The sequence below is a fragment of the Actinocorallia sp. A-T 12471 genome (assembly GCF_033875155.1).
Taxonomy (GTDB): domain Bacteria; phylum Actinomycetota; class Actinomycetes; order Streptosporangiales; family Streptosporangiaceae; genus Actinocorallia.
The window spans coordinates 688,670-714,078 of record NZ_JAWZTE010000003.1 but is presented as its reverse complement, the minus strand read 5'-3'; the positions used below and the strand labels follow the sequence as shown (position 1 = coordinate 714,078).

21 protein-coding genes are annotated in these 25,409 nt (G+C 71.5%); 13 read left to right on the top strand and 8 right to left on the bottom strand.

Annotation, left to right across the window (positions count from 1 at the left end):
• Positions 1 to 70: 70 nt before the first annotated feature.
• Entirely contained in the window at positions 71 to 928 is an 858-nt protein-coding gene (locus tag R9X44_RS12190; RefSeq protein ID WP_319814182.1) for an NAD(P)-dependent oxidoreductase, read from the top strand.
• On the opposite strand, the gene R9X44_RS12185 is transcribed toward R9X44_RS12190, so the two are convergent.
• The 4 genes from R9X44_RS12185 to R9X44_RS12170 all read right to left on the bottom strand — a co-directional run bounded on the left by R9X44_RS12185 (position 907) and on the right by R9X44_RS12170 (position 3,857).
• A complete protein-coding gene (locus tag R9X44_RS12185) occupies positions 907 to 1,545 on the bottom strand; it encodes a DoxX family protein (RefSeq protein ID WP_319814181.1) in 639 nt (212 codons plus the stop codon). The two genes, R9X44_RS12190 and R9X44_RS12185, sit on opposite strands and share 22 nt — an antisense overlap.
• Positions 1,546 to 1,607: 62 nt before the next feature.
• Positions 1,608 to 2,561 (bottom strand): AIM24 family protein, encoded by a 954-nt coding sequence (locus tag R9X44_RS12180; protein ID WP_319814180.1) that lies wholly within the window; start codon positions 2,559 to 2,561, stop codon positions 1,608 to 1,610.
• Between the two features lies 1 nt (position 2,562).
• Positions 2,563 to 3,213, bottom strand: a complete 651-nt coding sequence (locus R9X44_RS12175; protein ID WP_319814179.1) for an AIM24 family protein — start codon at positions 3,211 to 3,213, stop codon at positions 2,563 to 2,565.
• On the bottom strand, positions 3,213 to 3,857 hold the full coding sequence (locus tag R9X44_RS12170) for an AIM24 family protein (protein ID WP_319814178.1): 645 nt from the start codon (positions 3,855 to 3,857) through the stop codon (positions 3,213 to 3,215). The genes R9X44_RS12175 and R9X44_RS12170 overlap by 1 nt, the downstream gene beginning before the upstream one ends.
• A 189-nt stretch (positions 3,858 to 4,046) precedes the next feature.
• Here R9X44_RS12170 and R9X44_RS12165 point away from each other — a divergent pair, with 189 nt between their 5' ends.
• Complete coding sequence (locus R9X44_RS12165) at positions 4,047 to 4,439, top strand: ABC transporter permease (RefSeq protein ID WP_319814177.1); 393 nt, start codon at positions 4,047 to 4,049, stop codon at positions 4,437 to 4,439.
• 147 nt (positions 4,440 to 4,586) lie between these two features.
• The gene (locus tag R9X44_RS12160; protein ID WP_319814176.1) at positions 4,587 to 5,702 is read left to right on the top strand and encodes an EAL domain-containing protein; all 1,116 of its coding nucleotides are present in this window, start codon (positions 4,587 to 4,589) and stop codon (positions 5,700 to 5,702) included.
• 4,177 nt (positions 5,703 to 9,879) lie between these two features.
• Here R9X44_RS12160 and R9X44_RS12155 read toward each other — a convergent pair.
• Complete coding sequence (locus tag R9X44_RS12155; RefSeq protein WP_319814175.1) at positions 9,880 to 10,662, bottom strand: VOC family protein; 783 nt, start codon at positions 10,660 to 10,662, stop codon at positions 9,880 to 9,882.
• A 216-nt stretch (positions 10,663 to 10,878) separates the two neighbouring features.
• Between R9X44_RS12155 and R9X44_RS12150 the strand changes: the two genes are divergently transcribed.
• From R9X44_RS12150 to R9X44_RS12130, 5 genes are all read left to right on the top strand, one after another.
• Positions 10,879 to 12,477: an ABC-F family ATP-binding cassette domain-containing protein gene (locus R9X44_RS12150; RefSeq protein ID WP_319814174.1), complete on the top strand. Its 1,599-nt coding sequence runs from the start codon at positions 10,879 to 10,881 to the stop codon at positions 12,475 to 12,477.
• A 114-nt stretch (positions 12,478 to 12,591) separates the two neighbouring features.
• On the top strand, positions 12,592 to 12,804 hold the full coding sequence (locus R9X44_RS12145) for a helix-turn-helix domain-containing protein (protein WP_319814173.1): 213 nt from the start codon (positions 12,592 to 12,594) through the stop codon (positions 12,802 to 12,804).
• 170 nt (positions 12,805 to 12,974) lie between these two features.
• Positions 12,975 to 13,748 (top strand): enoyl-CoA hydratase/isomerase family protein, encoded by a 774-nt coding sequence (locus tag R9X44_RS12140; RefSeq protein ID WP_319814172.1) that lies wholly within the window; start codon positions 12,975 to 12,977, stop codon positions 13,746 to 13,748.
• Positions 13,749 to 13,806: 58 nt separating this feature from the next.
• Positions 13,807 to 15,717, top strand: a complete 1,911-nt coding sequence (locus R9X44_RS12135) for an ABC transporter ATP-binding protein (protein WP_319814171.1) — start codon at positions 13,807 to 13,809, stop codon at positions 15,715 to 15,717.
• 67 nt (positions 15,718 to 15,784) lie between these two features.
• On the top strand, positions 15,785 to 16,216 hold the full coding sequence (locus R9X44_RS12130) for a hypothetical protein (RefSeq protein ID WP_319814170.1): 432 nt from the start codon (positions 15,785 to 15,787) through the stop codon (positions 16,214 to 16,216).
• Between the two features lie 278 nt (positions 16,217 to 16,494).
• On the opposite strand, the gene R9X44_RS12125 is transcribed toward R9X44_RS12130, so the two are convergent.
• Positions 16,495 to 17,442: a sulfotransferase gene (locus R9X44_RS12125; protein ID WP_319814169.1), complete on the bottom strand. Its 948-nt coding sequence runs from the start codon at positions 17,440 to 17,442 to the stop codon at positions 16,495 to 16,497.
• Positions 17,443 to 17,574: 132 nt separating this feature from the next.
• Between R9X44_RS12125 and R9X44_RS12120 the strand changes: the two genes are divergently transcribed.
• Positions 17,575 to 18,432, top strand: a complete 858-nt coding sequence (locus R9X44_RS12120) for a hypothetical protein (RefSeq protein WP_319814168.1) — start codon at positions 17,575 to 17,577, stop codon at positions 18,430 to 18,432.
• Positions 18,433 to 18,571: 139 nt separating this feature from the next.
• Positions 18,572 to 18,997, top strand: coding sequence for a CBS domain-containing protein (locus tag R9X44_RS12115; protein ID WP_319814167.1), 426 nt, complete (start codon positions 18,572 to 18,574; stop codon positions 18,995 to 18,997).
• 61 nt (positions 18,998 to 19,058) lie between these two features.
• On the opposite strand, the gene R9X44_RS12110 is transcribed toward R9X44_RS12115, so the two are convergent.
• Together R9X44_RS12110 and R9X44_RS12105 are read right to left on the bottom strand one after the other, a co-directional pair.
• The gene (locus R9X44_RS12110; RefSeq protein ID WP_319814166.1) at positions 19,059 to 19,961 is read right to left on the bottom strand and encodes a metal-dependent hydrolase; all 903 of its coding nucleotides are present in this window, start codon (positions 19,959 to 19,961) and stop codon (positions 19,059 to 19,061) included.
• A 126-nt stretch (positions 19,962 to 20,087) separates the two neighbouring features.
• On the bottom strand, positions 20,088 to 21,635 hold the full coding sequence (locus tag R9X44_RS12105) for an oligopeptide:H+ symporter (RefSeq protein ID WP_319814165.1): 1,548 nt from the start codon (positions 21,633 to 21,635) through the stop codon (positions 20,088 to 20,090).
• A 213-nt stretch (positions 21,636 to 21,848) separates the two neighbouring features.
• Between R9X44_RS12105 and R9X44_RS12100 the strand changes: the two genes are divergently transcribed.
• The 3 genes from R9X44_RS12100 to R9X44_RS12090 all read left to right on the top strand — a co-directional run bounded on the left by R9X44_RS12100 (position 21,849) and on the right by R9X44_RS12090 (position 25,372).
• Complete coding sequence (locus tag R9X44_RS12100) at positions 21,849 to 23,684, top strand: long-chain fatty acid--CoA ligase (RefSeq protein WP_319814164.1); 1,836 nt, start codon at positions 21,849 to 21,851, stop codon at positions 23,682 to 23,684.
• Between the two features lie 154 nt (positions 23,685 to 23,838).
• Positions 23,839 to 24,576: a hypothetical protein gene (locus R9X44_RS12095; protein WP_319814163.1), complete on the top strand. Its 738-nt coding sequence runs from the start codon at positions 23,839 to 23,841 to the stop codon at positions 24,574 to 24,576.
• 493 nt (positions 24,577 to 25,069) lie between these two features.
• Positions 25,070 to 25,372, top strand: a complete 303-nt coding sequence (locus R9X44_RS12090; RefSeq protein WP_319814162.1) for a GlsB/YeaQ/YmgE family stress response membrane protein — start codon at positions 25,070 to 25,072, stop codon at positions 25,370 to 25,372.
• Positions 25,373 to 25,409: the final 37 nt, after the last annotated feature.

Here is a 25,409-nt window from a genome sequence, read left to right as displayed (position 1 = left end):
TCGGCTGTTCCGGGGGATTTGGACCAGGGTGGGCGGGGAACGTCGGAAATTGACCTTGAGGAGGGGCACGATGGACGTCGCGGTGCTGGGAACGGGGATCATGGGCGAGCCGATCGCCAGAAACCTGCTCAAGGCGGGCCACCGGGTTCGGGTCTGGAACCGGACGAAGGAGAAAACCGAGGCGCTGGCCAAGGAGGGCGCGTACGCGGCTCCCACACCGCCCGAGGCGGTCGCGGGGGCCGAGGTCGTCTTCACCGTCCTGTATGACGGCGACGCGGCCCTGGACGTCATGCGGCAGGCCGCGCCGGGGTTGCGGCCGGGGGCCCTGTGGGTGCAGTCGTCGACCGCCTCCCTTGACGACGTCGACCTGCTGCACGGCTTCGCCAACGACAACGGGCTCGTCTACGTCGACGCGCCCGTCCTCGGGACGCGCGGTCCGGCCGAGGCGGGCCAGCTGACGATCCTGTGCGCCTCGCCCGACACGGTGTGGAACACCCTCGAGCCGGTGTTCGACGCGATCGGCTCGCGCACGGTCTGGATAGACGACCACGTCGGGGCCGCGACCCGGCTGAAGCTCGTGATCAACAGCTGGGTCCTGAACCTGAACAACGCGGTGGGGGAGACCCTCGCGCTCGCCAAGGGCCTCGGCGTCGACCCGCGTCAGTTCCTCGACGCGATCGCCGGCGGCGGCCTCGACGCGGGCTACCTCAGGCTGAAGGCCGACGCGCTGATGAACGACGAGCTGTCACCGCCGAGCTTCGCGGTGGAGACCGCCGCCAAGGACGCCCGCCTCATCCTCGCCGCCGCCGAGGAGGCGGGGGTCAAGCTCGACCTCGTCGCGGCGGGCGCGGAACGCTTCCGCCGCGCCGCCGACCAGGGCCACGGCCGCGACGACATGGCGGCGTCCTACTTCGCGTCGTTCTCCTGACCCTCGGGCTCCTTGGGCTGTGCCGAGCGCCCCCGGCCGCGTCGCGCCCTCGCCACGACGACGTCGCCGGGTTCGGCCTCGGCCGGAGCGGGCTGCGGAACCGGGAGGTCGGGCTTGGTGTCGCCGCCGACGGGCGGGAGCGGCGCGGGCGGGGCGAACGGCTCGGCGACGGCGTCGTCGGGCGGCAGGAACTCCGCGATCTCCTCCTTGCGCGAGCGCCGCACCCGCAGCGCGCGGTCCAGCGTGAGGTCCCCGGCACCGCCCGCCGCGAACAGCAGGCTCGCCAGCCCCAGCACGATGACGAGCTCGAACCCTTCGGGCGCGCTCAACCCCCGGTCCACGTGGACGAACGCGAACGCGCCAGCCATGTCGAGGAACAGCGCGAGCCCGACGACCGGCAGGCCGAGCCCGACGATCAGGGCAGCGCCGCCCAGCAGCTCGGCGAAGGTCGAGTAGACGGCCGCGGCCTTGGGCAGCGGCACGCCGAGGGCGTCGAACTCGGCGGCGGTCGCGGTGACCCCGTCCTCGATCTTCAGCCAGCCGTGCGCGACGAACACGACGCCGACGGCGGTCCTGGCGAGCAGCGCGGCGAGATCGTGGAGACGACTACTCGGCATGATGCCGGGTCCTTCCCGTTCTACGGTGTTGCCCCGATCTTCGGGGAGGACCCGGTTCAGGGTCAATCGTCGCGTCGCTCCGCCGCGAGCCGCTGGCCGATGACCTGGTGCAGCCGCTGGAGCCCGCCGACGCCCAGCAGCCCGATCTGGCCCTCGAGTTCGCGCAGCTGCGCGGGCGAGTCGGCGACCTTCTCCGACGACTGCATCAGCACGGTGCCCGCGCCGGTGAACTCGAACTGGTGCTCCTCGCCGGAGGACGCGCCGAGCCCGAACGCCGCCCGCGCGTGGCCGAGCACCCCGCGGACGGCCCCGTGGTCGTAGTGGTGGCACGGGGTCGGCACGTCGGCCCACCCCAGCACGGCCTGCGGGTCGAGCCTGATGGGCGGCTCCACGAAGTGGACGGGCCCGTTGGAGGACGCGATGAACTTGCCGGTGCCGATCAGGGTGAGGAACCCGGGGATGATCGACTGCTTCAGGCTGAGGGCGGGATCGAACGCGAGAAGGTTCGACGCCCTGACCGTCAGGTTGCCGTCCTCGAGGTCGTAGGAGTTCAGGTCGTAGCCGCGGTCGCCGAGCACGAGCTTGCCCTGGCCCTCGGCCACCACCCAGTCGTGCGCGTACAGCGGCGAGTGGAAGTGCCCGGCGACCAGGGCGTCGAGCGGTCCGGCCGACAGCGCGGAGAACCTGATCTGCCCGTAGTAGGCGATCATCTTGCCCTTCTGGATGAACCACTGGCCGTTCAGGTTCACCGAGAAGGCGTACGGGTTGACGTTGTCGTCGTTCGGCAGGGTCGCGGCGTTGAACGTCGCGATCGACGGCAGCGGACCCGCGGCGTGGCCCTGCGGCGGGACCGCGCCGGGCGGCGGGTAGCCCCCCTGCGGCGGGTACTGGCCGCCCTGGGGCGGGTATCCGGGCTGCTGGCCGTAAGGAGCTGGCCGCCCATAGGGCGCGGGCTGGCCGTAGCCGGGCTGCTGGCCGTACGGGTCGTACGGCGGCTGCTGAGGCGGGTAGCCCATGTCAGATCTTCCTCTCGCTGGCCTGGACGTACACCACGCCCTGGCCCGACAGCTCCAACTGGAAGCCCTCGCCCGACCCGCGGCCGATGAGGTCGCGCAGGCCGACGGCGGTCTTGAGCCGGTTCTGGATCTGGCCCCTGTGCCCCACGTACGCCTGCGGGTCGACGTAGACGGGACGGCCCTGCTGCACCGGGAGCTGGATCACGCCGCCGTGCGACAGCAGCGCGCACGAGCCCTGCCCGGTGAGGGTCGTGGTGAACAGGCCCTGCCCGGTCATCTGGCCCCGGATGACGCCCGACAGGCCGCCCTGCTCGCCGAGGAACATCGTGCCGCGCTGGAGCGAGGCGTCGTGGACGAGCAGCCGGTCGGCCTCGACGTACAGGGTGTCGCCCTGCAACTCCACGATCTCGACGTACAGGCCGTGGTGGCCGAACATGACGCTGCCCTGGCCCGTCACGTGCATCATGCCGGTGTTCTCACCGGCCAGGGTGCGGCCGAGCATCGCGCCGACGCCCGCCCCGGCCGTCACCGAGCCGGTGAACGTGACCGCGCCGACGTAGCCGAGCATCGCGCCGCGCTTGGAGTACACCTCGTGTCCGGGTCCGATCGGGACCTGGATCATCTTCTTGTTGACCGCGCTGTAGCCGGGCATCAGACCTCCCCCGCCAGGCCGCCGCCGCGCTCGGCGGGCTGGATGTAGACAAGGCCGTGGCCGGTGAAACGCAGCTGGAAGCTCTCGCCGGAGCCCTGGCCGAGCACCGTCCGCCAGTTGACGTCGGTGACGAAGTCCTGCTGGAGCTGGCCCCGGTGCGCCACGTACGCCTGCGGGTCGACGCTGAGGGGCTGCTGCTGCGTCACCTCGAGCGCGATCGCGGGCCCGTCGGAAAGGATCGCGACGGTGCCGTGCCCCTCGACCTTGGTCGTGGCAAGGCCCTGGCCGCTGGTCATCCCGCGCAGGCCGGTGAACTGCACGCCGGTCGACAGCTGCCCGTCGAGCGCGAGCAGGCTGTCGGACTCCACGAGCAGCGTGTCGCCCTGCAACGGCACGAGATTGATCTCGGTCGCCTCGTGCGCCAGGTAGACCGTGCCCTGGCCGGAGATCTCCATGAGGGTCATCGACTCGCCGGCGACCCTGCGGCGCACCGCGCCCATCAGGCCCTCGCCGCCGGTCATGCCCTGCCGTTTGAACGTCATCTGGCCCTCGTAGGCGACCATCGACCCGTTCAGGGCGCGGATCGTCTCGCCCATGAGGTCGACGGCGAGCATGTTCGAGCCGTTCATCCGATACTGCGCCACGCCATGACCCTAGCCAGCTGAAGCGGGTGGTCGCACCTCCCCGTCGAATACAGACCGGTGTTCGACGGGGTCCGGGGGCGCTCCGGGGGCGCTTCGGACGGCCCCGAACTTCGTCGCGCGCGCCCACGGACCCGCGACAGGCCAGGAAAGATCTACGCGCGCGGGCCCGTACTACGCAAGGATGGGGGCATGTGGCTTGCTCCGGAACGCCGTGGTCGGCAGGGATGGCTGGTACCGGTCTTCGCGATGCTCGCTGGCGTCGGCGTCGCGACCTTCCTCGTGTACCGCGAGGAGATGACCGCGGGGCTGATCGCGGGCGGGGTACTGCTCGCCTACGGCGTCCAGCTCGCCTACCGCAGGGATGAACGCGGCCTCGCGGTGAGCGAGTCCTTCGGCCGCGGCAGGCGCGGCGGCGCACACCTGCGCGCGGCGGCGATGACCGGCGACGTCCTCGTCGCGGGCCTCGTGGCGGCGGTCGTCGTCCAGGCCCTGCGCGGCGCGGACCTGGGGCCCCTCCCGTACCTGGCGGGCGTGGCCGCCCTCACCTACCTGATCTCCATAGTCATCGCCGCCGACTTCTGACCCCACCCGCCCAAGTCCCGCATCCTCCGGCGTTCACCGGGGGTGTGGGACTTGACGGGTTTGTAGGGGCGTCGGGTTGGGCGAAATCTGGGTGAACGTCTGGCTTGGGGCGTAGATCGGCGGCGGGGGCGGCGGGATGATGCCGGTGTGGCAGTACTGGACACGCCGCTTTCGGCCGGTGTCGCCGGAGGCGCGCTCTTCGAGCCCGTCCTCGACCTCGACGCGGGCGCGGTCGTGGCCGTCGCGGCGCATGCCGGGCCGCCGCCCGGCCTCAGCGCCGACCCGGCGGCCGAGGACGTCCGCCGCGCCGTGGAAGGCGCGCGGGCGCTCGGCGGCGTGCCGCTGCCGCTGCGCGTGGCGCTGCGCGCGGAGACCCTCGCGCTCGGCCGCGCCCCGCTTACCCGGCTCCACCACGGCCTGCACGAGGCCGGACGGCGGCCGCGCGACGTGATCGTGTGCATCACCGGCGGCTTCCCGCCCGCGGTGCGCTCGGCGGTCGCGGCCGGCGTCTCCGACCTGCGGCACGCGGGCTACCCCGTCGCGTTCGGCGGACTCGGGGCCGCGCACGCGCCGCTCGACCTGCTCATCGACGGCACCCCGTCGCTCGTCGAGCTCGACCGCGACCTCGCCCGCAGGGCCGTCGCCGACCCGCGCCGCGCGGCACTCGTCGCGGGCCTGGTGACCGTCGCGCACCGGGTCGGCACCCGGGTCCTCGCGCCGGGCGTGCAGACCGAGGAGCAGCTCGCCAAGCTGCGCGCGCTGGGCGTCCGGCTGATGCAGGGGCCGCTGCTCACCCCGCCCGACTGGCGGCCTGGCCAGCCCGTCAGGGTGCCGGTGCCGGTCACCGAGGAGCCCGACCACGGCGACCTCGGCCCGCGCGTCTCGGAGTTCACCCTCCCGGCCGTCACGATGCCCGACACCGCCAACGCGGGCGAGGTCCTCGAGGCGCTCGCCGGAGCCGACGGCGTCAGCAGCATCGTCCTCGTGGACGAAAGGCTCAAACCGCGCGCGACGGTCAACAGATCGCGCTTCCTGCTTACCCTCTCGGGCCCCTTCGGCCACGCCCTCCACGCCGCCAAGCCCGCCGCCCGCCTAGCCGACCAGCCCCGCCTGGTCCCCCGCACCGTCCCCGCCGTAGCCGCCCTCCGCGCCGCCGGCCGCGACGAAGAACGCGTCTACGACGACCTCGTCGTCATCGACGAAATCGGCCGCTGCCAAGGCGTAGTCCGAGTAGCCGACCTAATCCGAGCCCTCTCCCGCTAACCCCACCCCGCGACCCCCGCCACCGCACCAAGGCCCGCCCCCGCGACCCACCCGCCGCGCCAAGGCCCGCCCCCCTGATCCGCCAGGTCGCGCTAGCGCGCTAGAACCCTCGCGCTACCCCACTAAGCAAGAGCCCCAATCCCCACCCCACCGCCCCGAGCCCCGTGCCAGCCCGCTAAAGGCCGCCAACTTCACCAGCGCCCTTCGCCCTAGCGCGCGAAGAGAGGCCCCCAATCCCCACCCTCCCGCGCCGCGTCCGAGTCCCGCGCCAGCGATCAAGGGCCTCCGACCTCATCCGCACCATGCGTGCCAGCGCGCTAAGGCGCTCGCGCCAGCGCGCTAGGGGAGAGACCCCCATCCCCGTCTTGCACGCACCCACACCACCCCGCCGCGCCGGGCCTGAGTCCCGTCCCAGCGCGCCAAGGCCGCCGACTTCCTCCGCGCCTTCGCACCAGCGCGCTAAGGCGCTCGCACCAGCGCGCTACGGGAGGGTCCCAATCCCTGCCCTGCCGCCGGGGTCCGAGTCCCGCGCTAGCGCGTCAAGGGGCCGCCGACTTCGTCCGCGCCCTTCGCGCCAGCGCGCTAAGGCGCTCACGTTGGCACGCTAGGGGAGAGCCCTATCTCCGTCTTGCCGCGCCAGCGCGCCAAGGCCCGCCCCTTCATCCACCCCCGCCGCGCCAGCGCGCTAAGGCGCTCGCGCTAGCGCGCTAGGGGAGGTCCCTAACCCGCGCCCCGCCCACCGCGCCAAGGCCCGCCCCCTGATCCGCCCGGTCGCGCCAGCGCGCTAAAACCCTCGCGCTACCCCACTAGCAAGAGCCCCAATCCCCACCCCACCGCGCCGGCTCGAGACAAGGCCCTCCCCCTTATTCCGCCCCCGTCGTGCCAGCGCCCTAAGGGAACGCCCCAACTCCCCACCCCGCCGCCCCGGGCCCCGCCGCCCCGCGCTCAAGCCCCGCGCCAGCCCGCTAAAGGCCGCCCACTCACCAGCGCCCTTCGCCCTAGCGCGCGAAGAGAGGCCCCCAATCCCCACCCTCCCGCGCCGCGTCCGAGTCCCGCGCCAGCGATCAAGGGCCTCCGACCTCATCCGCACCCTGCGCGCCAGCGCGCCAAAGGCGCTCGCGCTAGCGCGCTAGGGGAGACCCCCATCCCCGTCGTGCCGCACCCACCCCGCCGCGCAGAGACCTGCACCAGCGCGCCAAGCCCCGCCCCCCTTCACCCGCCCCCGTCGCGCCCGCGCGCTCGACGCTCGCGTCAACGCTCTAGGAGAGGGTCCCCACCCCGCCGCGCCGGGCCTGAGTCCCGTCCCAGCGCGCCAAGGCCCGCGAACTTCATCCGCACCTTCGCCCTAGCGCGCTAAGGGAGAGTCGCAATCCCCGCCCTGCCGCGCCAGGTCCGAGTCTCGCGCCAGCAATCAAGGGCCGCCGACTTCGTCCGCGCCCCTGCGCGCTACCACGCTAAGGCGCCCGCGCCAGCGCGCTAGGGGAGAGTCCCATCTCCGTCTTGCCGCGCCTGCCCCGCCGCGCCGGGTCGAGCCCCGCGCCAGCGCGCCAAGGCCCGCCCCCTTCATCCACCCCCGCCGCGCCAGCGCGCTTAGGCGCTCGCGCTAGCGCGCTAGGGGAGGTCCCTAACCCGCGCCCCGCCCACCCCACCCCGTCGGGCCGCGCCCGTCCCGCTGCCGGGTCGAGACCTGCGCCCCCGCGCCAGGGGAGGATCCCAATCCGGGCCCTGCCGCGCCCACCCCACGCCGTCGCGCTCGCCCCGCCTGCCGGGCAGAGACCTGCGCCAGCGCGTCAAGAGTCGTCGACATCACCCGCGCCCCTCGCTAGGGGAGGGCACCAATCCCGCTCTGCCGTGCCCGTCCTCCCGCGCTGGGTCTGAGTCCCGTATCAGCGCTCCAGGAGCCGCCGCCTTCATCCGTCCCCCAGTCGCGCTAGCGCGTAAGGCACTCGCGTTAGCGCGACTGGGGAGGGTCCCAGTCCGGGGCCTGCTAAGTCGGGTCCGAGACCTGCGCTAGCGCGTCAAGGGGCAGCCGACCTCGCTCGCGCCCGTCGCGATAGCGCGCTCACGTTAGCGCTAGGAAGGGCCCGATCCCCGTCTTGCCGCACCACCCCGCCGCGCCAGGCAGAGACCTGCGCCCGCGCGTCAGGCGCCGTCGCCTTCACCCGCGCCCCCTCGCGAGGGGGCGCCAACCCCGCCCGGCCGTGCCCGTCCTCCCGCGCTGGGTCTGAGTCCCGTGCCAGCGCGTCAGGAGCCGCCAACCTCGTCCGCGCCTTCGCGCTAGCGCGCTTAGGCGCTCGTGTTAGTGAGGGAGGGGAGGGCTCCAATCCCCGCCCCGCCCCGCCGCGCCCATCCCACCCCGCCCCGCCGCGTCGGGTCCGAGACCTGCGCTAGCGCATCAGGGGTCGCCGAGCTAATCCGCGTCCTTCGTGCTAGCGCGCTTGCGTTAGTGCGCTAGGGGAGCGCCCCAATCCAGACCCGCCGTGCCCACCCCGTCGGGCTGGGTCCGCGACCTGTGCCAGCGCGGCAGGGCGGGCACTTCGTCGGCGCCTTTGCGCCTTCGCGCTAGTGCGCTTGGGGAGAGCCCGAAATCCTTGCCCTGCCACGCTGGGTCCGAGACCTGCGCTTGCGCGCTTAGGCGCTCGTGTTAGTGCGCCGGGGGGAGGGTCCCAATCCGCGCCGCGCGCCGTCGCGCCGGTCCCGCTGTGTCGGGTTGAGACCTGTGACAGCGCGGCAGGGGTCGCCGACTTCGTCCGCGTTCTTTGCGCTAGTGGGCTTAGGTGCTCGTGTTAGAGATAGGGAGGGTCCCAATCTCGACCCTGCCGCGTCCGCCCCGCTGCGCTGGGTCTGAGTTCCGTGCTAGCGCGGTAGGGGCTGCCGACTACGTCTGCGCCTTCGCGTTAGCGCGCTTGGGTGCTTGCGTTAGTGCGCTAGGGATAGTCCCAATCCGCGCTCACCCCACTCCGTTGCGCCCGTCCCGCCGTGCTGGGTCGAGACCTGTGCCAGTGCGGCAGGGGAGGGCCGATCCCGACCTGCCGGGCCCTATTCCGCCGCGTCGGGAGCGCGGCAGGGGGTGCCGACTTCGTTGTGGCCTTTGCGCTAGCGCGCTTGGGTGCTGCGGTAGTGCGGTGGGAGGGGGCCAATCTGAGTTCTGCCGCGTTGGGTTCGAGTTCCGTGCTAGCGCGTCAAGGGCCGCCGATTTCATCCGCGTCCTTTGCGCGAGGGGAAGGTGCCATTCCCGCTCTGCCGCGTTGGGTCCGAGTCTTGCGCTAGCGCGTCAAGGGGCAGTTGACCTCGTTCGCGCCCGTCGCGCTGGCGCGCTCAACGTTAGCGCTTGGGGGAGGGCTTCAATCCGCGCCCCGCCGGGCCCGCCCCCAAGCCGGTTGTGTTGGGGCCGAGTCCTGCGCTAGCGCGGCAGGGGCCGCCGAGCTAATCTGCGGCCTTCGGGCTAGGGGGCTTGGGTGCTTGCGTTAGTGGGGTGGGGGAGGGGTCCAATCCGGGCCTTGCTGTGCCTGCTCCATTCTGCCGCGCTCGTCTCGCTGTACCGGGTTGAGGCTTGGGCCAGTGCGGCAAGGGATGCCGACTTTGTCTGCGTCTTTGGGTTAGTGCGCTTGGGGGCTTGCGTTAGTGGGGTGGGGAGGTGCCTAACCCGCGCCACACCGATCCGACCCCGTCGGGGCGCGCCCGTTCCGGTGTGCCGGGTCGAGACCTGTGCTCGCGCGCTGGGGGAGGGTTCCAATTCGCGCCCCGCCGTGCCTACCCCGCGCCCGCCGCGTTGGGGTCGAGACCCGCGCCAGCGCGTTAGGGGTCGCCGACCTAGTCCGCGCGCTTGCGTTGGTGCGCTGGGGGAGGGCACCGATGTCGAACCCGCCGTGTCCGGGCCGTCGGGCTGGGTCTGAGTTCCGGGCTGGCGCGGTAGGGGGTGCCGACTTCGTCTGCGCCCTTCGTGCTGGTGGGCTTGGGTGGTTGGGTTGGGGTGGTGGGGGAGGGGGTCGGTTCGCGACCTGTCGTGGCTATCCCACCCTGTCGCGCTTGTCCTGTTGGGCTGGGGTGAGTTTCGTGTTGGGGTGGTGGGGGTTGTTGGCTTTGTTTGAGCCTTTGTGGTGGTGGGCTTGGGTGGGGGGATGGGGTTGGTGGGGTTCTTTTGTGGGGTGCTGGGGGAGGGGGTGGGGTGGGGTGGTTATTGGGGGTGGGGTGGGGTTGGGGAGATTGCGGCGAATTCGGCGCCTAGGGGGTCGGTGAGGACGGTGAATCTGCCGAAGGGGGAGTTGATGGGGGGTTGGAGGATTTTGCCGCCGTGGGTGGTGGCGGTTTGGGCGGTGGTGTCGGCGTTGGGGACGGCGAAGTAGACCTTCCAGGCGGCGTTGCCGTTCTGGGCGGCGTCCAGTTGGGGGCGGGGGACGCCGAAGATGCCGCAGACGGGGCGGCCGGCGACCGTCAGGGTGAGGTAGTCGACGCCGGGTTGGATGGGGGCGTTGGAGACGCCTAGGACTGTGCCGTAGAAGGCCGCGGAAGCCGCTGTGTCGGCGGTGACTAGTTCGTTCCAGGCCAGGGCGCCGGGCTCGTTGACGAGTTCCGCGCCGATGTGTTCGCGGCCCTGCCACAGGCCGAAGGTCGCGCCCTGGGGGTCGGTGAGGACGGCCATCCTGCCGAGGGGGCCGACCTCCTCGGGGGGTGTGACGAGCTCGGCCCCGGCGTCGGTCGCGCGCTTGGCGGCTCCGTCACAGTCGTCAGTGGCGAAGTAGATCCCCCAGAAGGCGGGGCCGGGCATGCCGCCGGTGATCCCCGCCACCTTCTTGCCGCCGACCGTGGCGACGACGTAGCCGCCGTATTCGGCTCCGGCGCGCTCGAACTCCCAGCCGAGCAGCGGTCCGTAGAAGGACTCGGCGGTCGCGGCGTCCGGTCCGACCAGGTTCATCCAGCAGGGCGTCCCCTGGGCCGCGTTCCCGGTGACCTCGGGCATGGTGGCCCCCCTTCTCCTCAAGGCTCTCGTGCCGCACCCGTCCCATGCGCGGCCCGGGTCCCATCATGGAGCCTCGCCGCGCGGATCGTCCCGAAACCTGTTCGCGGGCCGTCGGGGCCGACACGTAGACTGTGCGCTGCTCCCGTGCCTCCGCCGCGTCCAGCGGGACCGCAGGCGTCGAGCGGAGCCGTCGAACGTCCCCGGGGGAGTCCCACTTTGATCATCGCCAAAGACATCGAGCTGCGCGCCGGAGCCCGGCTGCTGATCGACAACGTCACATTCCGCATCAACCCGGGCGACCGGGTCGGCCTCGTCGGCCGCAATGGGGCGGGCAAGACCACGCTGACCAAGGTACTCGCGGGCGAGACGCTGCCCGCGACGGGCGCGGTGACCCGCTCGGGCACCCTCGGCTACCTGCCCCAGGACCCCCGCTCGGGCGACCTCGAGGTGCTGGCCCGCGACCGTATCCTGGCCGCCCGCGGCCTCGACGAGGTCTTCCGGCAGCTGCGCGCCGCCGAGAACGCGATGGCGACCCAGACGGGGGCAGCCCGCGACAAGGCCGTGCGCCGCTACGGCAGGGCCGAGGACCGCCTGCACGTGCTGGGCGGCTACGCGGCCGAGTCGGAGGCCGCGGCGATCGCGTCAAGCCTCGGGCTGCCCGACCGGGTGATGGGCCAGCCGCTGAGCACCCTGTCCGGCGGCCAGCGCCGCAGGGTGGAGCTGGCGCGCATCCTGTTCTCCAACGCCGACACCCTCCTGCTCGACGAGCCCACCAACCACCTCGACGCCGACTCGATCGTCTGGCTGCGCGACTTCCTGAAGAACCACCAGGGCGGCCTGGCGATCATCAGCCACGACGTCGGCCTGCTTGAGGCGGTGGTGAACCGGGTCTTCCACCTCGACGCCAACCGCTCGGTGATCGACGTCTACAACGTCGGCTGGAAGAAGTACCTCGACACCCGCGAGGCCGACGAGAAGCGCCGCAAGCGCGAGTACGCCAACGCCGCGCGTCAGGCCGGCGCGCTGCAGTCGCAGGCCGACAAGATGCGCGCGAAGGCCACCAAGGCCAAGGCGGCACAGCAGATGCTCAAGCGCGCCGACCGGCTGATGTCGGGCGTCGAGGGCGAGCGGAAGGCCGACCGGGTGGCCCGGCTGCGCTTCCCGGAACCGGCTCCCTGTGGCAAAACCCCCCTCACCGCGGAGGGTTTGTCTAAATCGTACGGATCTTTGGAGATCTTCACAGATGTCGGACTCGCCATCGACCGTGGCAGCCGGGTGGTCGTGCTTGGACTGAACGGAGCGGGGAAAACGACGCTCCTGCGACTGCTCGGAGGGGTCGAAAAGCCCGATACCGGAAGTGTTGTGGCGGGTCATGGACTTCGTCTGGGTTACTACGCCCAGGAGCATGAAACTCTCGATCACGACCGTTCCGTCCTGGAGAACATGAAGTCGGCCGCACCCGATCTGCCGGAGGTCGAGGCGCGCAAGATCCTGGGATCGTTCCTGTTCGTCGGGGACGACGTGGACAAGCCCGCGGGGGTCCTTTCCGGCGGCGAGAAGACAAGGCTCGCACTGGCCACACTGGTGGTATCCAGGGCGAATGTGCTCCTTCTGGACGAGCCCACCAACAACCTCGACCCCGCCAGCCGCGAGGAGATCCTGGGGGCCATCAACACCTTCACCGGAGCCATAGTCATGGTCACCCACGACGAAGGCGCGGTGACCGCTCTCCAACCGGAACGCGTGATTTTGCTCCCCGATGGTGTCGAAGACATCTGGAGTGACGAATTCGCCGATCTGGTGGCTCTGGCTTGACCTTCTGAGGAAGCAGGCAGATCTTTTCTGGCCTACCGGGTAGCCGAGACGGCAAAGATGTCTGATCATGGGGGCAGATACGCAGCGGTCACCACATCACTACGGGAGGTACTCGTGGCAGAAACCCTGAAGAAGGGCACCCGCGTGACCGGTGCCGAGCGCGACAAGCTCGCCGGCGAACTGAAGAAGCGGTACGACGAAGGAGAGAGCATCCGCGCCCTGGCAGCCGCGACCGGCCGTTCCTACGGTTTCATCCACCGGATCCTCACGGAGTCCGGAGTGAACCTCCGGGGCCGTGGCGGCGCGACCCGGGGCAAGAAGGGCTGATCGCAGGCCGTCGCCGCAACGGACGATCCGGCCGCCCGCCACGGTCGACAGCGAGCCGACCACTACACCCGAGTAACATTCGGTTCGGTCGCGGTGGCGGGCCCGGAGTCCGCGCCGCGCCTCGGGCATCGGTCTGGACGGCAGACCGGCCAAGTCGAGGAAGGCGTGAGATGACGGATCTGGAGCGGGCCGGGCTGCGGCTCGAGTACCACCACGACGGAGCTGTGGCGCAGATCGCCCTGAACCGCCCGGAACGGCGCAACGCGCAGTCTCCGGGGATGTGGGAGGGCCTCGCGTCGCTGGGCAGGGAGCTGCCCGACACCGTCCGCGTCGTCGTGCTGAGGGGCGAGGGCCCCTCGTTCTCCGCGGGCCTCGACATCCGCGCGTTCACCCCCGAAGGCATCCCCGGCGAGGGCCCCGCCCTGCCGCCCGGGATCTCCCGGCCCGCGATGGCCGACCTGATCGCCGTCTACCAGGAGGGCTTCCGCTGGCTGCGCGACCCGCGCTTCACCACGATCGCGGTGGTGCACGGCCACGCCATCGGCGCGGGCTTCCAGCTCGCCCTGTCCTGTGACCTGCGGATCGCCGCCGAGGACGTCAGGTTCTGCATGAAGGAGCCCGCGCTCGGCCTCGTGCCCGACCTCACCGGCACCAAGCCGCTCGTCGACATCGTCGGCCTGCCGCGCGCGCTCGACCTGTGCCTGACGGCCCGCGACGTCTACGCCGACGAGGCCCGCGAGCTCGGCCTCGTCGAGAAGATCGTCAAGAACGAGGACCTGGACGGGGCGGTAGACGAGCTCGTCACCGCGCTGCTCAAGGTCGACGCGGGCGCGGCGCGGGCCACCAAGGCCCTGCTCCAGCAGGCCCCCGGCAACTCGCTTGACGACCAGTGCCGCGCCGAGCGCGAGGCCCAGGTGCTGCGGCTGGTGCGCGAAGCGGAATAACGGGCATGATCGTCGGCTTCCACTGGAGAATGACGATCGACCCTGGGAGTTGACGCGCATGGGAATGCCGGGCAATGGTTTCGCGACGATGCGGTCCTACCGCACCGACTCGTCGGTGAAGCACGAAAGGCTCAAGCCCGGCACGGTCCGCCGCATCGTCTCCTACGCCCGCCCGTACAAGCGGGACATGGCATGGTTCCTCGGCCTGAACGCCCTGTCGGCCACGATCGTGGTGGCCGGACCGCTGATGATCCAGTCGATCATCGACAAGGGCGTCGTGCCGGGGAACCTGGCCGTCGTGCTGTGGCTGTCGGTGGGCCTTGCGGTGCTCGCCCTGCTTGACGCGGCGCTGTCGCTCGCGCAGCGCTGGTTCTCCGCCCGGGTGGGGGAGGGCCTGATCTACGACCTGCGCACCCAGGTCTTCGACCACGTCCAGCGGATGCCCGTCGCGTTCTTCGTGCGCGCGCAGACCGGCGCGCTGGTCTCCCGGCTCAACAACGACGTGATCGGCGCGCAACGCGCCCTGACGACCACGCTGTCATCGGTCGTCTCGAACGTGATCAGCCTCGTGCTGGTCCTCGTGGCGATGCTGTACCTGTCGTGGCCGATCACGCTGATCGCGCTGCTGCTGCTCCCGGTGTTCATCATCCCGGCCAAGCTCGTCGGGCGCAGGCTGCAGAAGATCAGCCGCGAGCAGATGGTGCTCGACGCCGAGATGGGCTCGCTCATGACCGAGCGGTTCAACGTGGCGGGCGCGATGCTCGCCAAGCTGTACGGGCGGCCCGCCGAGGAGTCCGGCGGCTTCTCCGGACGGGCCGGACGCGTCCGCGACGTCGGCGTGATCGCCGCGATGTACGGCAGAGTGATCTTCACCGCGCTGACCCTCGTCTCGGCCCTGGCGACCGCCGCGATCTACGGCGTCGGCGGCGCGCTGACTGTCTCGGGCTCGATGCAGATCGGCACGCTCGTCGCGCTCGCCGCCCTGCTCAACCGCATGTACGGGCCGCTGACCGCGCTGTCGAACGTCCAGGTCGACGTGATGACGGCGCTGGTCAGCTTCGACCGTGTCTTCGAGGTGCTCGACCTCGAGCCGATGGTCGAGGAGCGGCCCGACGCGCGTCCGCTGCCCGCGCCCAAGGCCGGGGAGCCGTCCGCGCCGAAGGTCGAGTTCGACCATGTGACGTTCCGGTACCCGTCGTCGGAGGAGGTGTCGCTGGCGTCGCTCGAGTCGATCGCGCGGGCCGACTCCGCGCCGTCGCGCGAGGTGCTGCACGACGTGTCCTTCACCGCCGAGCCCGGCCAGATGATCGCGCTCGTCGGGCACTCCGGCGCGGGCAAGAGCACGATGACCCAGCTCGTCTCCCGGCTCTACGACGTCACCGACGGCGCGGTGCGGATCGGCGGGGTCGACGTGCGCGACCTGACGCTGGCGTCCCTGGCGGCCACGGTCGGCGTGGTCACCCAGGAGGCCCACCTGTTCCACGCGACGATCGGCGACAACCTCCGCTACGCCCGTCCGGACGCCACCGACGCCGAGATCTGGACGGCGCTGTCCGACGCCCAGGTCCGCGACCTCGTCGAAGACATGCCGGACGGGCTCGACACCGTCGTCGGCGACCGGGGATACCGGCTTTCGGGCGGCGAGAAGCAGCGCATGGCGATCGCCCGGCTGCTGCTGAAGGCCCCCGCCGTCGTGGTCCTTGACGAGGCCACCGCGCACCTGGACTCCGAGTCGGAGGTCGCGGTCCAGAAGGCGCTGCGCACGGCGCTCGCCGGACGCACCTCGCTGGTGATCGCGCACCGGCTGTCCACGATCCGGGAGGCCGACCAGATCCTCGTGGTCGAGGACGGCGGCATCGCCGAGCGCGGCTGCCACGAGGAACTGCTCGCCAGGGGCGGCCTTTACGCCGAGCTGTACCGCACCCAGTTCGCCCGGCAGGAGGACCCGGAGACCACTCCGCTAGGATGATGACACTGTGCTTTCGGCTGATTACCGAAAGCACTCCTGGTGGGTCATCGGTCTCGGGGGAGCAACCATGATCAAGACGGTGGGGGCCTGGCTTGTCCTTGGTGTCGCGCTCGCGGGGTGTTCGGGCGGGATTCCCGGATCACGCTCCTCGCCGGTGACGTTCACCGGGCCCGTCGCGACGCCTTCCCCGACCGTCACGGTGACCGTCGCGGGCAAGACCGTCACCGTCACCCCGAAGCCCACCGGACGCGCGGTGGCCGGCGAGGCGTGCGAGATCGAGGGCCTTGTCGACAAGACCTCGGCGGGCCGTCAGGTGAGGTGCGTCAAGCGGTCGGGGGCCGAGACGACGGCCTGGGTGATCGACACCGGCGCGAACCCCGACGGCACGGTGCGCCCGGGTGAGCCCTGCCCGGCCGCGGGCGCGGTCGGGCGCGACGGCGGCGTCAACTACACGTGCGCCCCCGGCGGCGGCGGGCAGAACCGCTGGCGTCCCGCCTGACGCACGCGGCGGTCCCGTTTGCCGGCCCCTTTGCGGTTTCCGGGCTGTTCGCCGCCCCGCGCACCCGTGTTGGCCGCCACGCCACCGGGAACGCCGAACCTGGCCCCATCCAGCGCCTTCCCGGCGCCCCGCGAGACGTGGAGACACCCATGCACCGCTTCCTTGTGCGCCTCACCGCCCTCGTCGTCGGCATGGCCGCGACCGGCGTCGCCATCGGCTGGCTCGCCGACGACCTCCGCCCCGGCGCGCGGCCCTTCGAGTGACGGCCCCCGAGGGGTTCAGTCCTTGGCGTAGCCGAGGCGTTGGAGCTCCCGGGCGGCGATCTTGTGGATCTGGGCGATCTGGCGTGGGGTGAGGCGGTCGCGCCAGCCCGTGGCGGGGTCGGCGCCGGGGAGGGCGGGAAGGTTGGGGCGGTGGTCGGCGGTGTGGCGGGAGGCGGCGGCCGTCAGGGCCTCGGCGGAGATCGGCTCGCCAAGGTAGTCAGACAGGCGGGTCGCGGTGGCCGAGGGGGCGGCGACGATGTCCTCCATGCGGAGGGTGAGGAGCTGTTCCTCGGGGATCTGGGCGTGCAGCGCGGCGCTGAGGCGCACCGAGCCGCGCCAGCGCAGCGCGCACTTGATCGCGGTCGACGACTGCGCCCAGCGCCTGCGCCACTCGGGCTCGTCAACGCCGAGGAACGGGTGCGGGAACACGTGGTCGATGTTGAGGATGCCGGGCCGGAACCAGGCGAGGCAGCGCTCGTCGTCGAGCATGTCGGCGACGACGTCGCGGCCGTCCCTGATCACCTGGACGATCTGGGCGTCGGGGAACGCGTCGAGCAGCACGTCGGTGCTGTAGATGAGGTCGGGGGTCGCGTCGGCGAACCGGTGCACGCCTGACGGATCGGCGCACGGCGCGTCCCCGCGCGCTCCGGCCGAGCCGGACAGCACACGGCACTCAGGCGGGCACTCCGCGCACGTTCCCGGGCCGAGCCGCCACGCCTCGGCGAACGCGTCGCGCAGCACCCGGGCCGCGCCCCTGCCGCTGTCGGCGGCCATCGAGGGGCGGCGGGCGAACGCGTAGACCATCTTGGTCACCGAGGGCCTGCCCCGGGTCAGATGGAAGCCGTGGGAGCGCTTCACCGCCCGGGCGACCATGCCGGTGCCCGAGTGGGGCGCGCCGACGACGAACACCGGCCGCCGGACCTTGGTCCCGTTGACCACGAGGATGTGCGGGGTCTGTCTCATGACTCCCCCAAGTGTCCCACCGACGGGCCGTCCGCGACCCCTCCAGGTCGGGATAGGCGGCTGTGGGGTCTTCCGCAGGGTGTGTCCTTGCTGTCAAGCTGCCTGGGTGACCGTGTGTGGGAGGAGGGACCCATGAGCGGGAGCCGTCGGGACGGCGACGAGGCCGCCCTGGACTCCCTGGTGGTGCTGGTTGCGGAGAGCCTCGGCTACTCGTGCACCCGGGTCCCCGGCGACGTCATGCTGCTCGAGGGGACGGGACGGCTGCACGTCGGGATGCGCAATCTGCGGCAGCTCGCCCGGCTCGTCCCGCGCGACGACTGGCCCGCCGTCGTCGCCGACCACGTCACCACGATCGTCACCGCCGTCGAGGAGCCGCTCGACCTCAGCGACTTCACGCTCGCCAGGCACCTGCTGCGCACCCGCGTCTACCCGGCCGAGGCCGACAACGGCGTGCTCGCGGCGCGGCCGTTCGCGCCGGGCCTGATCGAGGTCGTCGTGGTCGACACCCCGACGACCGTGCGGACCGTCACCCGCGAGGAGATGGCCGCCTGGCCCGTGCCGCTCGCCGAGCTGTTCACGCTGGGCCGCGAGGGCGTCCACTCCGACGGCCCGCTCCAGTGCGAGGAGCAGGAGGCCGACGGGGTGCCCGTCAGCCTGCTGCACGGCTGGACGTTCTACGCCGCGACGCACCTGGCCTGGCTTGACGAGTACCTCGACCTCGGCCCGCGCGGCGCGCTCGTCGCGGTGCCGAACCGCAGCACGATCGTGGCGTTCCCGCTCGGCGACGCGGTCGGCCCCGGCGTCGCGGTCCGCGCGGCGGCCGCCCTCAAGGAGCAGGCGCGCGCGGGCTACGAGGAGGGCCCGGGCTCGCTCAGCCCCGCCCTGTTCTGGTGGCGCGACGGCGAACTCGCGCTCCTGCAGACCAGGGGTGAGGGCGCGGACCTCGTCCTGCCCAGGGAGTTCCTCGCCGTCATGGCCGGAGCGCCGTGACTCCCGGAGCGCCGTAGCACCCCGGACACCGTGACGGCCGGGGCATGATGCCCCCGCGGGTGAGTAAAGGCGGTCCCGGGGGCCCTATACTCCGCGCCCGGAAAATGCGACCGTGTGCGGGAGGGGAGGCTGCCGAGCGATGCGCATATCCGACATTCTCCGCAGAAAAGGCCACCAGGTGGCGACGGTGAGCCCGGACACCTCGGTGCGGGACATGCTCGCGGTCCTGGCCGAACACAAGATCGGCGCGGTCGTCGTCATGGCGGGGCCCGAGATCGCCGGGATCGCCTCCGAACGCGACGTCGTGCGCAGCCTGCACGAGCGCGGCGCGGACGCCCTGGACGGCGCGGTCGCCTCGATCATGACAAGGGTGGTGCACACCTGCGCGCCGACCGACCACATCGAGGGACTGCGCCCGGTGATGACCGAGCTGCGGATTCGGCACGTGCCTGTCCTCGAGGACGGACGGCTCACCGGGATCGTCAGCATCGGCGACGTCGTCAAGAGCGCGATCGACCAGCTGGAGACCGAGCGGGAAGCCCTGGTCGACTACCTCCAGAGCTGACCAGAGCAAACCGGAGCGAACCGGGCCCGGTCGGTCGAGGCCGACCGGGCGACGGTTCCGGCTAGTACGGGTCGTAGCCCGCGGCCTTGGCGGCCGGGGACTTCAGCAGGTACTCAAGCGCCTGCGGCGTGCTCCCGATCCGCGACGGGTGGTGGCCCGGCTTCAGGTAGATGAGCCCCTCGACCACGAGGAGCCGGAACAGCCCGGGCACGAGCTTGGCCTTGGCCGCGCGCCGGTACTCCCTGTACATCCAGCGCAGGGTGGGCTTGCGGCCGAGCGTCGGGTCGCGGTCGAGCAGGAACTTCGCGCCGCCGATGAGCGCCCAGTACAGGAACGTCAGGGAGACGAGCCAGCCCGCGACGCGCGTCAGGTAGCCGCCGCCGAGCGCCTTGTAGACGTCGAAGACGACGGACCTGTGCTCGACCTCCTCGGCCCCGTGCCAGCGCAGCAGGTCGAGCATGGTCGGGTCGACGCCCGCCTTGTCGAGCTCGTCATTGTCGAGAATCCACTGGCCGAGGACGGCGGTGTAGTGCTCGATCGCCGAGACCGCCGACAGCTCGAACCGCAGCATCCTGCGGCGGGCGCGCGGCGACAGCTTGGCGCGCTCGGCGGGCCGCGTCCGGTTGCCCTCCTCGCCCGCCTGGGTGATCTTGCGGTGGTCGATGCCGTGGGTGTCGAGCAGCTCGGTGAGGAAGCTGCCGTGCGCGCGGGCGTGCACCATCTCCTGGCCGATGAAGCCCTTGATCTCCTCGAGCAGCCGTTCGTCGGTGATGCTCGGCTTGGCGTCCTGGACGCACTGGATGAACCATCGCTCACCCTCGGGGAGCACGAGGTGGAACGAGTTGATCATGTGGGTGGCGACCGGATTGCCGGGAATCCAGTGCAGCGGCGTGTCGTCCCAGTCGAAGGTGACGCGCCTCGGCTTGATCGGCGGATGCCGCTCGTCGACCTCGAAGGCGGGCATGGCGGGGGTCCTCCAGCAAGGTCTCGCGGGTCACGGTCTCTCGGGTCACATCAGACACCGCACTATTCCGAACGCTACATGTCGCGGCCACTACTGATCATGACAATCGGGCCGCCGAATCCCTTTTTACTCTGACAATTTCCCCGGGTCACCGGGGTTCCGGCCGTCCGAATCAGCCGCGGCCTCCGGATGTAGCCCCGCGCCCGGGTGCTCGTTCATCACCCTGCGCAGCCTCGGCACGAAGCACAGCAGGACGCCCCCGACGGCGATCGCGAACAGGCCGGACCACAGGAAGTACGCCGGGCTCGTGCCGCCCTCCGACAGCCGCGCGACCTGCCCGCCGACGGAGTCGCCGACCGACACCGCGAGGAACCACACGCCCATCATCTGCGATCCGAACATCGCGGGGGCCAGCCGGGTCGTCACCGAAAGGCCGACCGGGCTCAGGCACAGCTCGCCGAACGTCTGCGTCAGGTAGACCAGCACGAGCCACAGCACCGACACCTTGACGCCCGTCGCCGCGATCGACGCGGCCCCGGCCATCGCGACGAAGCTGAGTCCGGCCAGCGCGAGCGCGACCGCGAACTTGAGCGGGGTGCTCACCCGGTCGCCGAGCCGCACCCACAGCGCGGCGAACAGCGGCGCGAAGACGATGATGCAGATCGGGTTGATGTTCTGGGTCCAGCTCGACGGCATCGCCCAGCCGAAGACGTTGAGGTCGGTGGACGTCGCGGCGAACGTCGTCAGGGTCGTCGCGGCCTGGTCGAAGATCATCCAGAAGACGGCCGCTGCGGCGAACAGCGCGAGGTAGACCTTCATGCGGCTGCGCTCGTCGGCGGTGAGGCCGTGGTCGCCGAGCAGGATGTAGCAGAAGTACCCGACCGGGACGGCGACCGCGACGACGGTCAGGAAGACGGTGACCGCGTCGAGGGTGAGCACCCCGACGAGCCCGGCCACGACGCCGACCAGCAGCAGCCCGCCGACCCCGAGCGCGACGGCCCGCACGGCGCGCGCCCGCTCGCGCGGGGTGAGCGGGTGGGTGGGCCGCGCGCCGATCCCGCGCAGCCCCTTCGCGCCCGCGACGTACTGCACGATGCCGAGGAACATGCCGACGGCCGCGCACGCGAACCCCAGGTGGTAGTTGACGTTCTGGCCCAGCCACCCGACGACGAACGGGGCGAGCGAGCCGAGGTTGATGCCCATGTAGAAGATCGAGAAGCCCGCGTCGCGGTGCGACTCGTCGCGGTTGTCGTAGAGGTGGCCGACCATCGTGGAGATGTTCGGCTTCAGCAGGCCGGTCCCTGCGACGATGAGGGCGAGCCCGAGGTACACCCACCCCGCCCACCCGGGGATCGCCATCGAGATGTGGCCGAGCATGATGATCACCGCGCCGACGAGCACCGCGCGCTGCGGCCCGAGCACCCGGTCGGCAAGCCAGCCGCCGGGCAGGGCCGCGAGGTAGACCATCGCGTTGTAGACGCCGACGACGGCGGCGGCCGTCCCGGTGCTGAGGCCGAGTCCGCCGTCGATGATCGCCGTCGAAAGGAACAGGGCGAGGATCGCGCGCATGCCGTAGAAGCTGAAACGCTCCCACACCTCGGTCATGAACAGCGTCGCGAGCGGTCGCGGATGGCCGAAGAACGTCTTCTCGCGCGGCGGGTCTGTCGACGTCACGCCCGGTGCGTACCCTCGCCGGTCTTCGCCGACGACCGGGGCGCGGTATGCGGTGGGCAATGGGCGCGGGCACTGTCTCCTGCGACGCCCGGTGGGCATCCAGCCACGATCTGGGGCAAATCAGGAAACGGGTCTTGTCTGAGGTGGGCTTCCGTGGTCCGATAGACGCTCCCCCCGACATAAGTGAAGATTTACAACGGAGGCGCGCCACCCATGAGCACCACCACGGCCATCCAGGAGGAGCGGGCCGCGTTCGACGCTCAGATCGCGGGACGGACCATCACCACGGTCCTGCGCGAGACCGCCGCCAAGCACGGCGACCTTCCCGCCTACACCGACCTCGGCGGCGCGACCCTGACCTGGGCCGACGTCCGGGACCGCGCGCTGAAGACCGCCGCGGGATACGTCGCGCTCGGACTCCAGCAGGGCGAGGTCGTCGCGCTCATGCTGTCCAACCGGTCCGAGCACATCCTCGCCGACCTCGGCGCGGTGCACGCCGGCGGCGTCCCCAGCACCGTCTACGCGACCCTCGCGCCCGACCAGGTGCAGTACGTCGCCGACAACTCCTCGGCCGCCTACGCCGTCCTCGAAGGCGCCGACCAGCTCGCGCGCTGGCAGCCGGTCATCGACCAGCTGCCCAAGCTGCGCAAGGTCATCGTCCTCAACGACGTGCCCGAGGGCGACCTGTACCTCTCGTGGGACGAGTTCGTCGCGCTCGGCGAGAGCGCCTACGCCGCCGACCCGCAGGCCGCCGAGGACCGCGCCGCCGCCGTCAAGGACACCGACACCCTGACGCTGCTGTACACCTCCGGCACCACCGGCAACCCCAAGGGCGTCCTCATCACGCACCGCATGGCGCTGTACGAGGCGCTGTGCTCGGAGGAGACCGCCGGCCTGCCCCCGCACAACGTCGCGGTCTCCTACCTGCCGTTCGCGCACATCGCCGACCGCGTCATCTCCTACTACCTCGCGCTGTACCGGGCCGGGCACGTCTACTTCTGCCCGGACCCGACCCAGCTGACGACGGTCCTGCGCGAGGTCCGCCCGAACGGCTTCTTCGGCGTCCCCCGGATCTGGGAGAAGATCATGGCGGGGATCCAGGCGTTCCTGTCCATGGAGACCGACGAGAACAAGAAGGCGGCCATCGCGGGCGCGATGGCGGTCGGCCGCGAGTACATGGCCGCGCGCGAGTACGGCGGCACCCTCACGCCCGAGCTCGAGGCGAAGTTCAAGGCCGCCGACGAGGCCGTGCTGTCCACGATCCGCTCGCTGCTCGGCCTCGACCGCGTCGCGCACGCGATGAGCGCCGCCGCGCCGCTGCCGATCGAGGTCGCCCGCTTCTTCTCCGGCCTTGGCCTTGCCATCCTCGACGTCTACGGCATGACCGAGACGACGGGCGCGGCGACCGCCAACACCAACGACACCTTCAAGCTCGGCACCGTCGGGCGCGCCTTCCCCGGCGTCGAGCTGCGCCTGGCGGAGGACGGCGAGGTCCAGTTCCGCGCGACGACCTGCACCCCCGGCTACCTGAACCGGCCGGAGGCCACCGCGGAGCTGTACGACGCCGACGGCTGGCTGTCCACCGGCGACATCGGCGTCATCGACGAGGACGGGTTCCTGTCGATCGTCGACCGCAAGAAGGAGCTGCTGATCACCGCGGGCGGCGAGAACATCGCGCCGTCACTTGTCGAGAACCACCTCAAGGAGCACCCGCTGATCGGGCAGGCGCTCGCGTTCGGCGACCGCAAGCCCTACGTCGTCGCGCTGCTCACCCTCGACGGCGAGGTCGCGCCCGTCTGGGCGCAGGCGCGCGGCATCGAGGACACCTCGCTGCCCGCGCTCGCCAAGAACCCGCTGGTGCTCGAGGAGGTCGGCAAGGCCGTCGAGGACGCCAACGCCCGCCTCGCCCGCGTCCAGCAGGTCAAGAAGTGGGCGCTGCTCGACAACGAGTGGACCGCGGAGACCGAGGAGCTGACGCCGACGCTGAAGCTCAAGCGCCGCGTCATCCACGACAAGTACACCAACGAGATCGACGGCCTCTACACCTGATCCTCGCCGCATCTTTACCCCGTCCGCCGGAGGTGGACGGGGCCCTGCGGCTAGCGTTCGGCGGCGGGACCGGCCCCCTTCCCCAAGGGGGTCATCGGGGGTCCCGCCGTTCGAACTACAGGAGCCGTCTTTGTCCTCCAGCATGTCTTGCAGTGTGTCTTCCCCCTCGGTCGTCTCCCGGGCCTGCGTCGCCGGGCTGCTCGCCCTCCCGCTCGGCCTCGTGGGCGTCGCGCCCGCCGAGGCCGCCCGCAGGGCCGCCACCGTGGAGGACGTCGCGGTGACGCCGGAGAACCCGGTGCTGCGCGACAACCGGACCACCAAGCTCACCGCGCGAATACGGGCCACCGGCGCGTCGTCGGTGACCGTCGACTTCGGCCCGCAGGACGGGGTCAAGGAGAAGGTCGACGCGGTCCGGCTCAGCACCTCCGGGGCCGTCCAGCAGTGGGAGGCGTCGGTGACGCTCGACCGTGCGCGCGCGACCGGCCTGTGGGACGTGCGCGTGAACGCCTGGGACGGCGTCTCCGGCACGACCGTCAGGACCGAGCAGGTCTACGTGCGGCGCGAGACCCGCATCCCACGCTTCGACGCCGGGCCCGAGCCCGCCAAGCGCGGCGGCCCCCTCAGGCTCGAAGGCCGCCTCACCCGCCTCGACCCCCTGGCCGCCCCCGACGGCATGGTGAAGTACGCCAACGCGAGCGTCCGCCTGTACTTCAGCGCCGACGTCCAGGAACCCCGCCGCTGGACCCACGTCGCCAACGCCACGACCGACTCCCTCGGCCGCTTCACCAAGACCGTCAAGGCCCACCGCACCGGCTACTGGCGCGCCGCCCACTCCGGCACCCCCCACTACGCCCCGACCCACTCCTGGCCCGACCACGTCCGCCTCCGCTAACCCCCCTCCCGAGCGCCCCGATCCTTCCCAGCTCGGGCGCACGGCATCCTGGCGTCGTCCCTCCGGCCTCGGGGCCACCAGCGCCCGGCCACGTACTTCCCAGGGGGATCGGGCGCTCGGGAAGCAGGCGTCGTCGCCCTGGCCCTCGGGGCCACCGGCGCGCCTGACCGCGCACTTCCCAGGTCGGGCGCTCGGCATCCTGGCGTCGTCGCCCCGGCCCTCGGGGCCACCGGCCGCCCGACCGCGTACTTCCCAGATCGGGTGCTCGGCATCCTGGCGTCGTCCCTCCGGCCTCGGGGCCACCAGCGCGCCCGACCATCCGGAGGGATCGGGTGCGTCGCCGGGCCTCCCGGAGGACTGCGAGCCGCTAGGCGAGCAGGCCGGAGGCCGTGTGGTTTGCCTGTTTTCGGTCAGTACTTCGCCGGGTTTGTGTTGTTGTGCGAGGTCAGGGGTAATCCGAACCGTGAGAGCGTCGCACGGGAAGGAAGCGCCCATGACCGTCACGGGCATCATCAGCGCCATAGTCTTCGGCGCCATCATCGGGGCCCTGGGACGGCTCATCGTCCCGGGCAAACAGAACATGCCGATCTGGCTCACGGTGATCGTCGGTATCGTCGCGGCCTTCGCCGGGACGGGCCTGGCCCGGTTGCTCAACCTCAGTACCCGGGGCTTCAACTTCTGGGAGTTGCTGTTCCAGATCGTGATAGCCGCGGCCGCCGTGCTCATCGTCTCGGCACTGTGGCCCAAGGGCGGCACCGGGAACACGGGGGCGGGCCGACCGGGCACGATGCGTTAGCGGCCGGGGCGTCAGGGCCCGGAAGACGCGGGCGCCC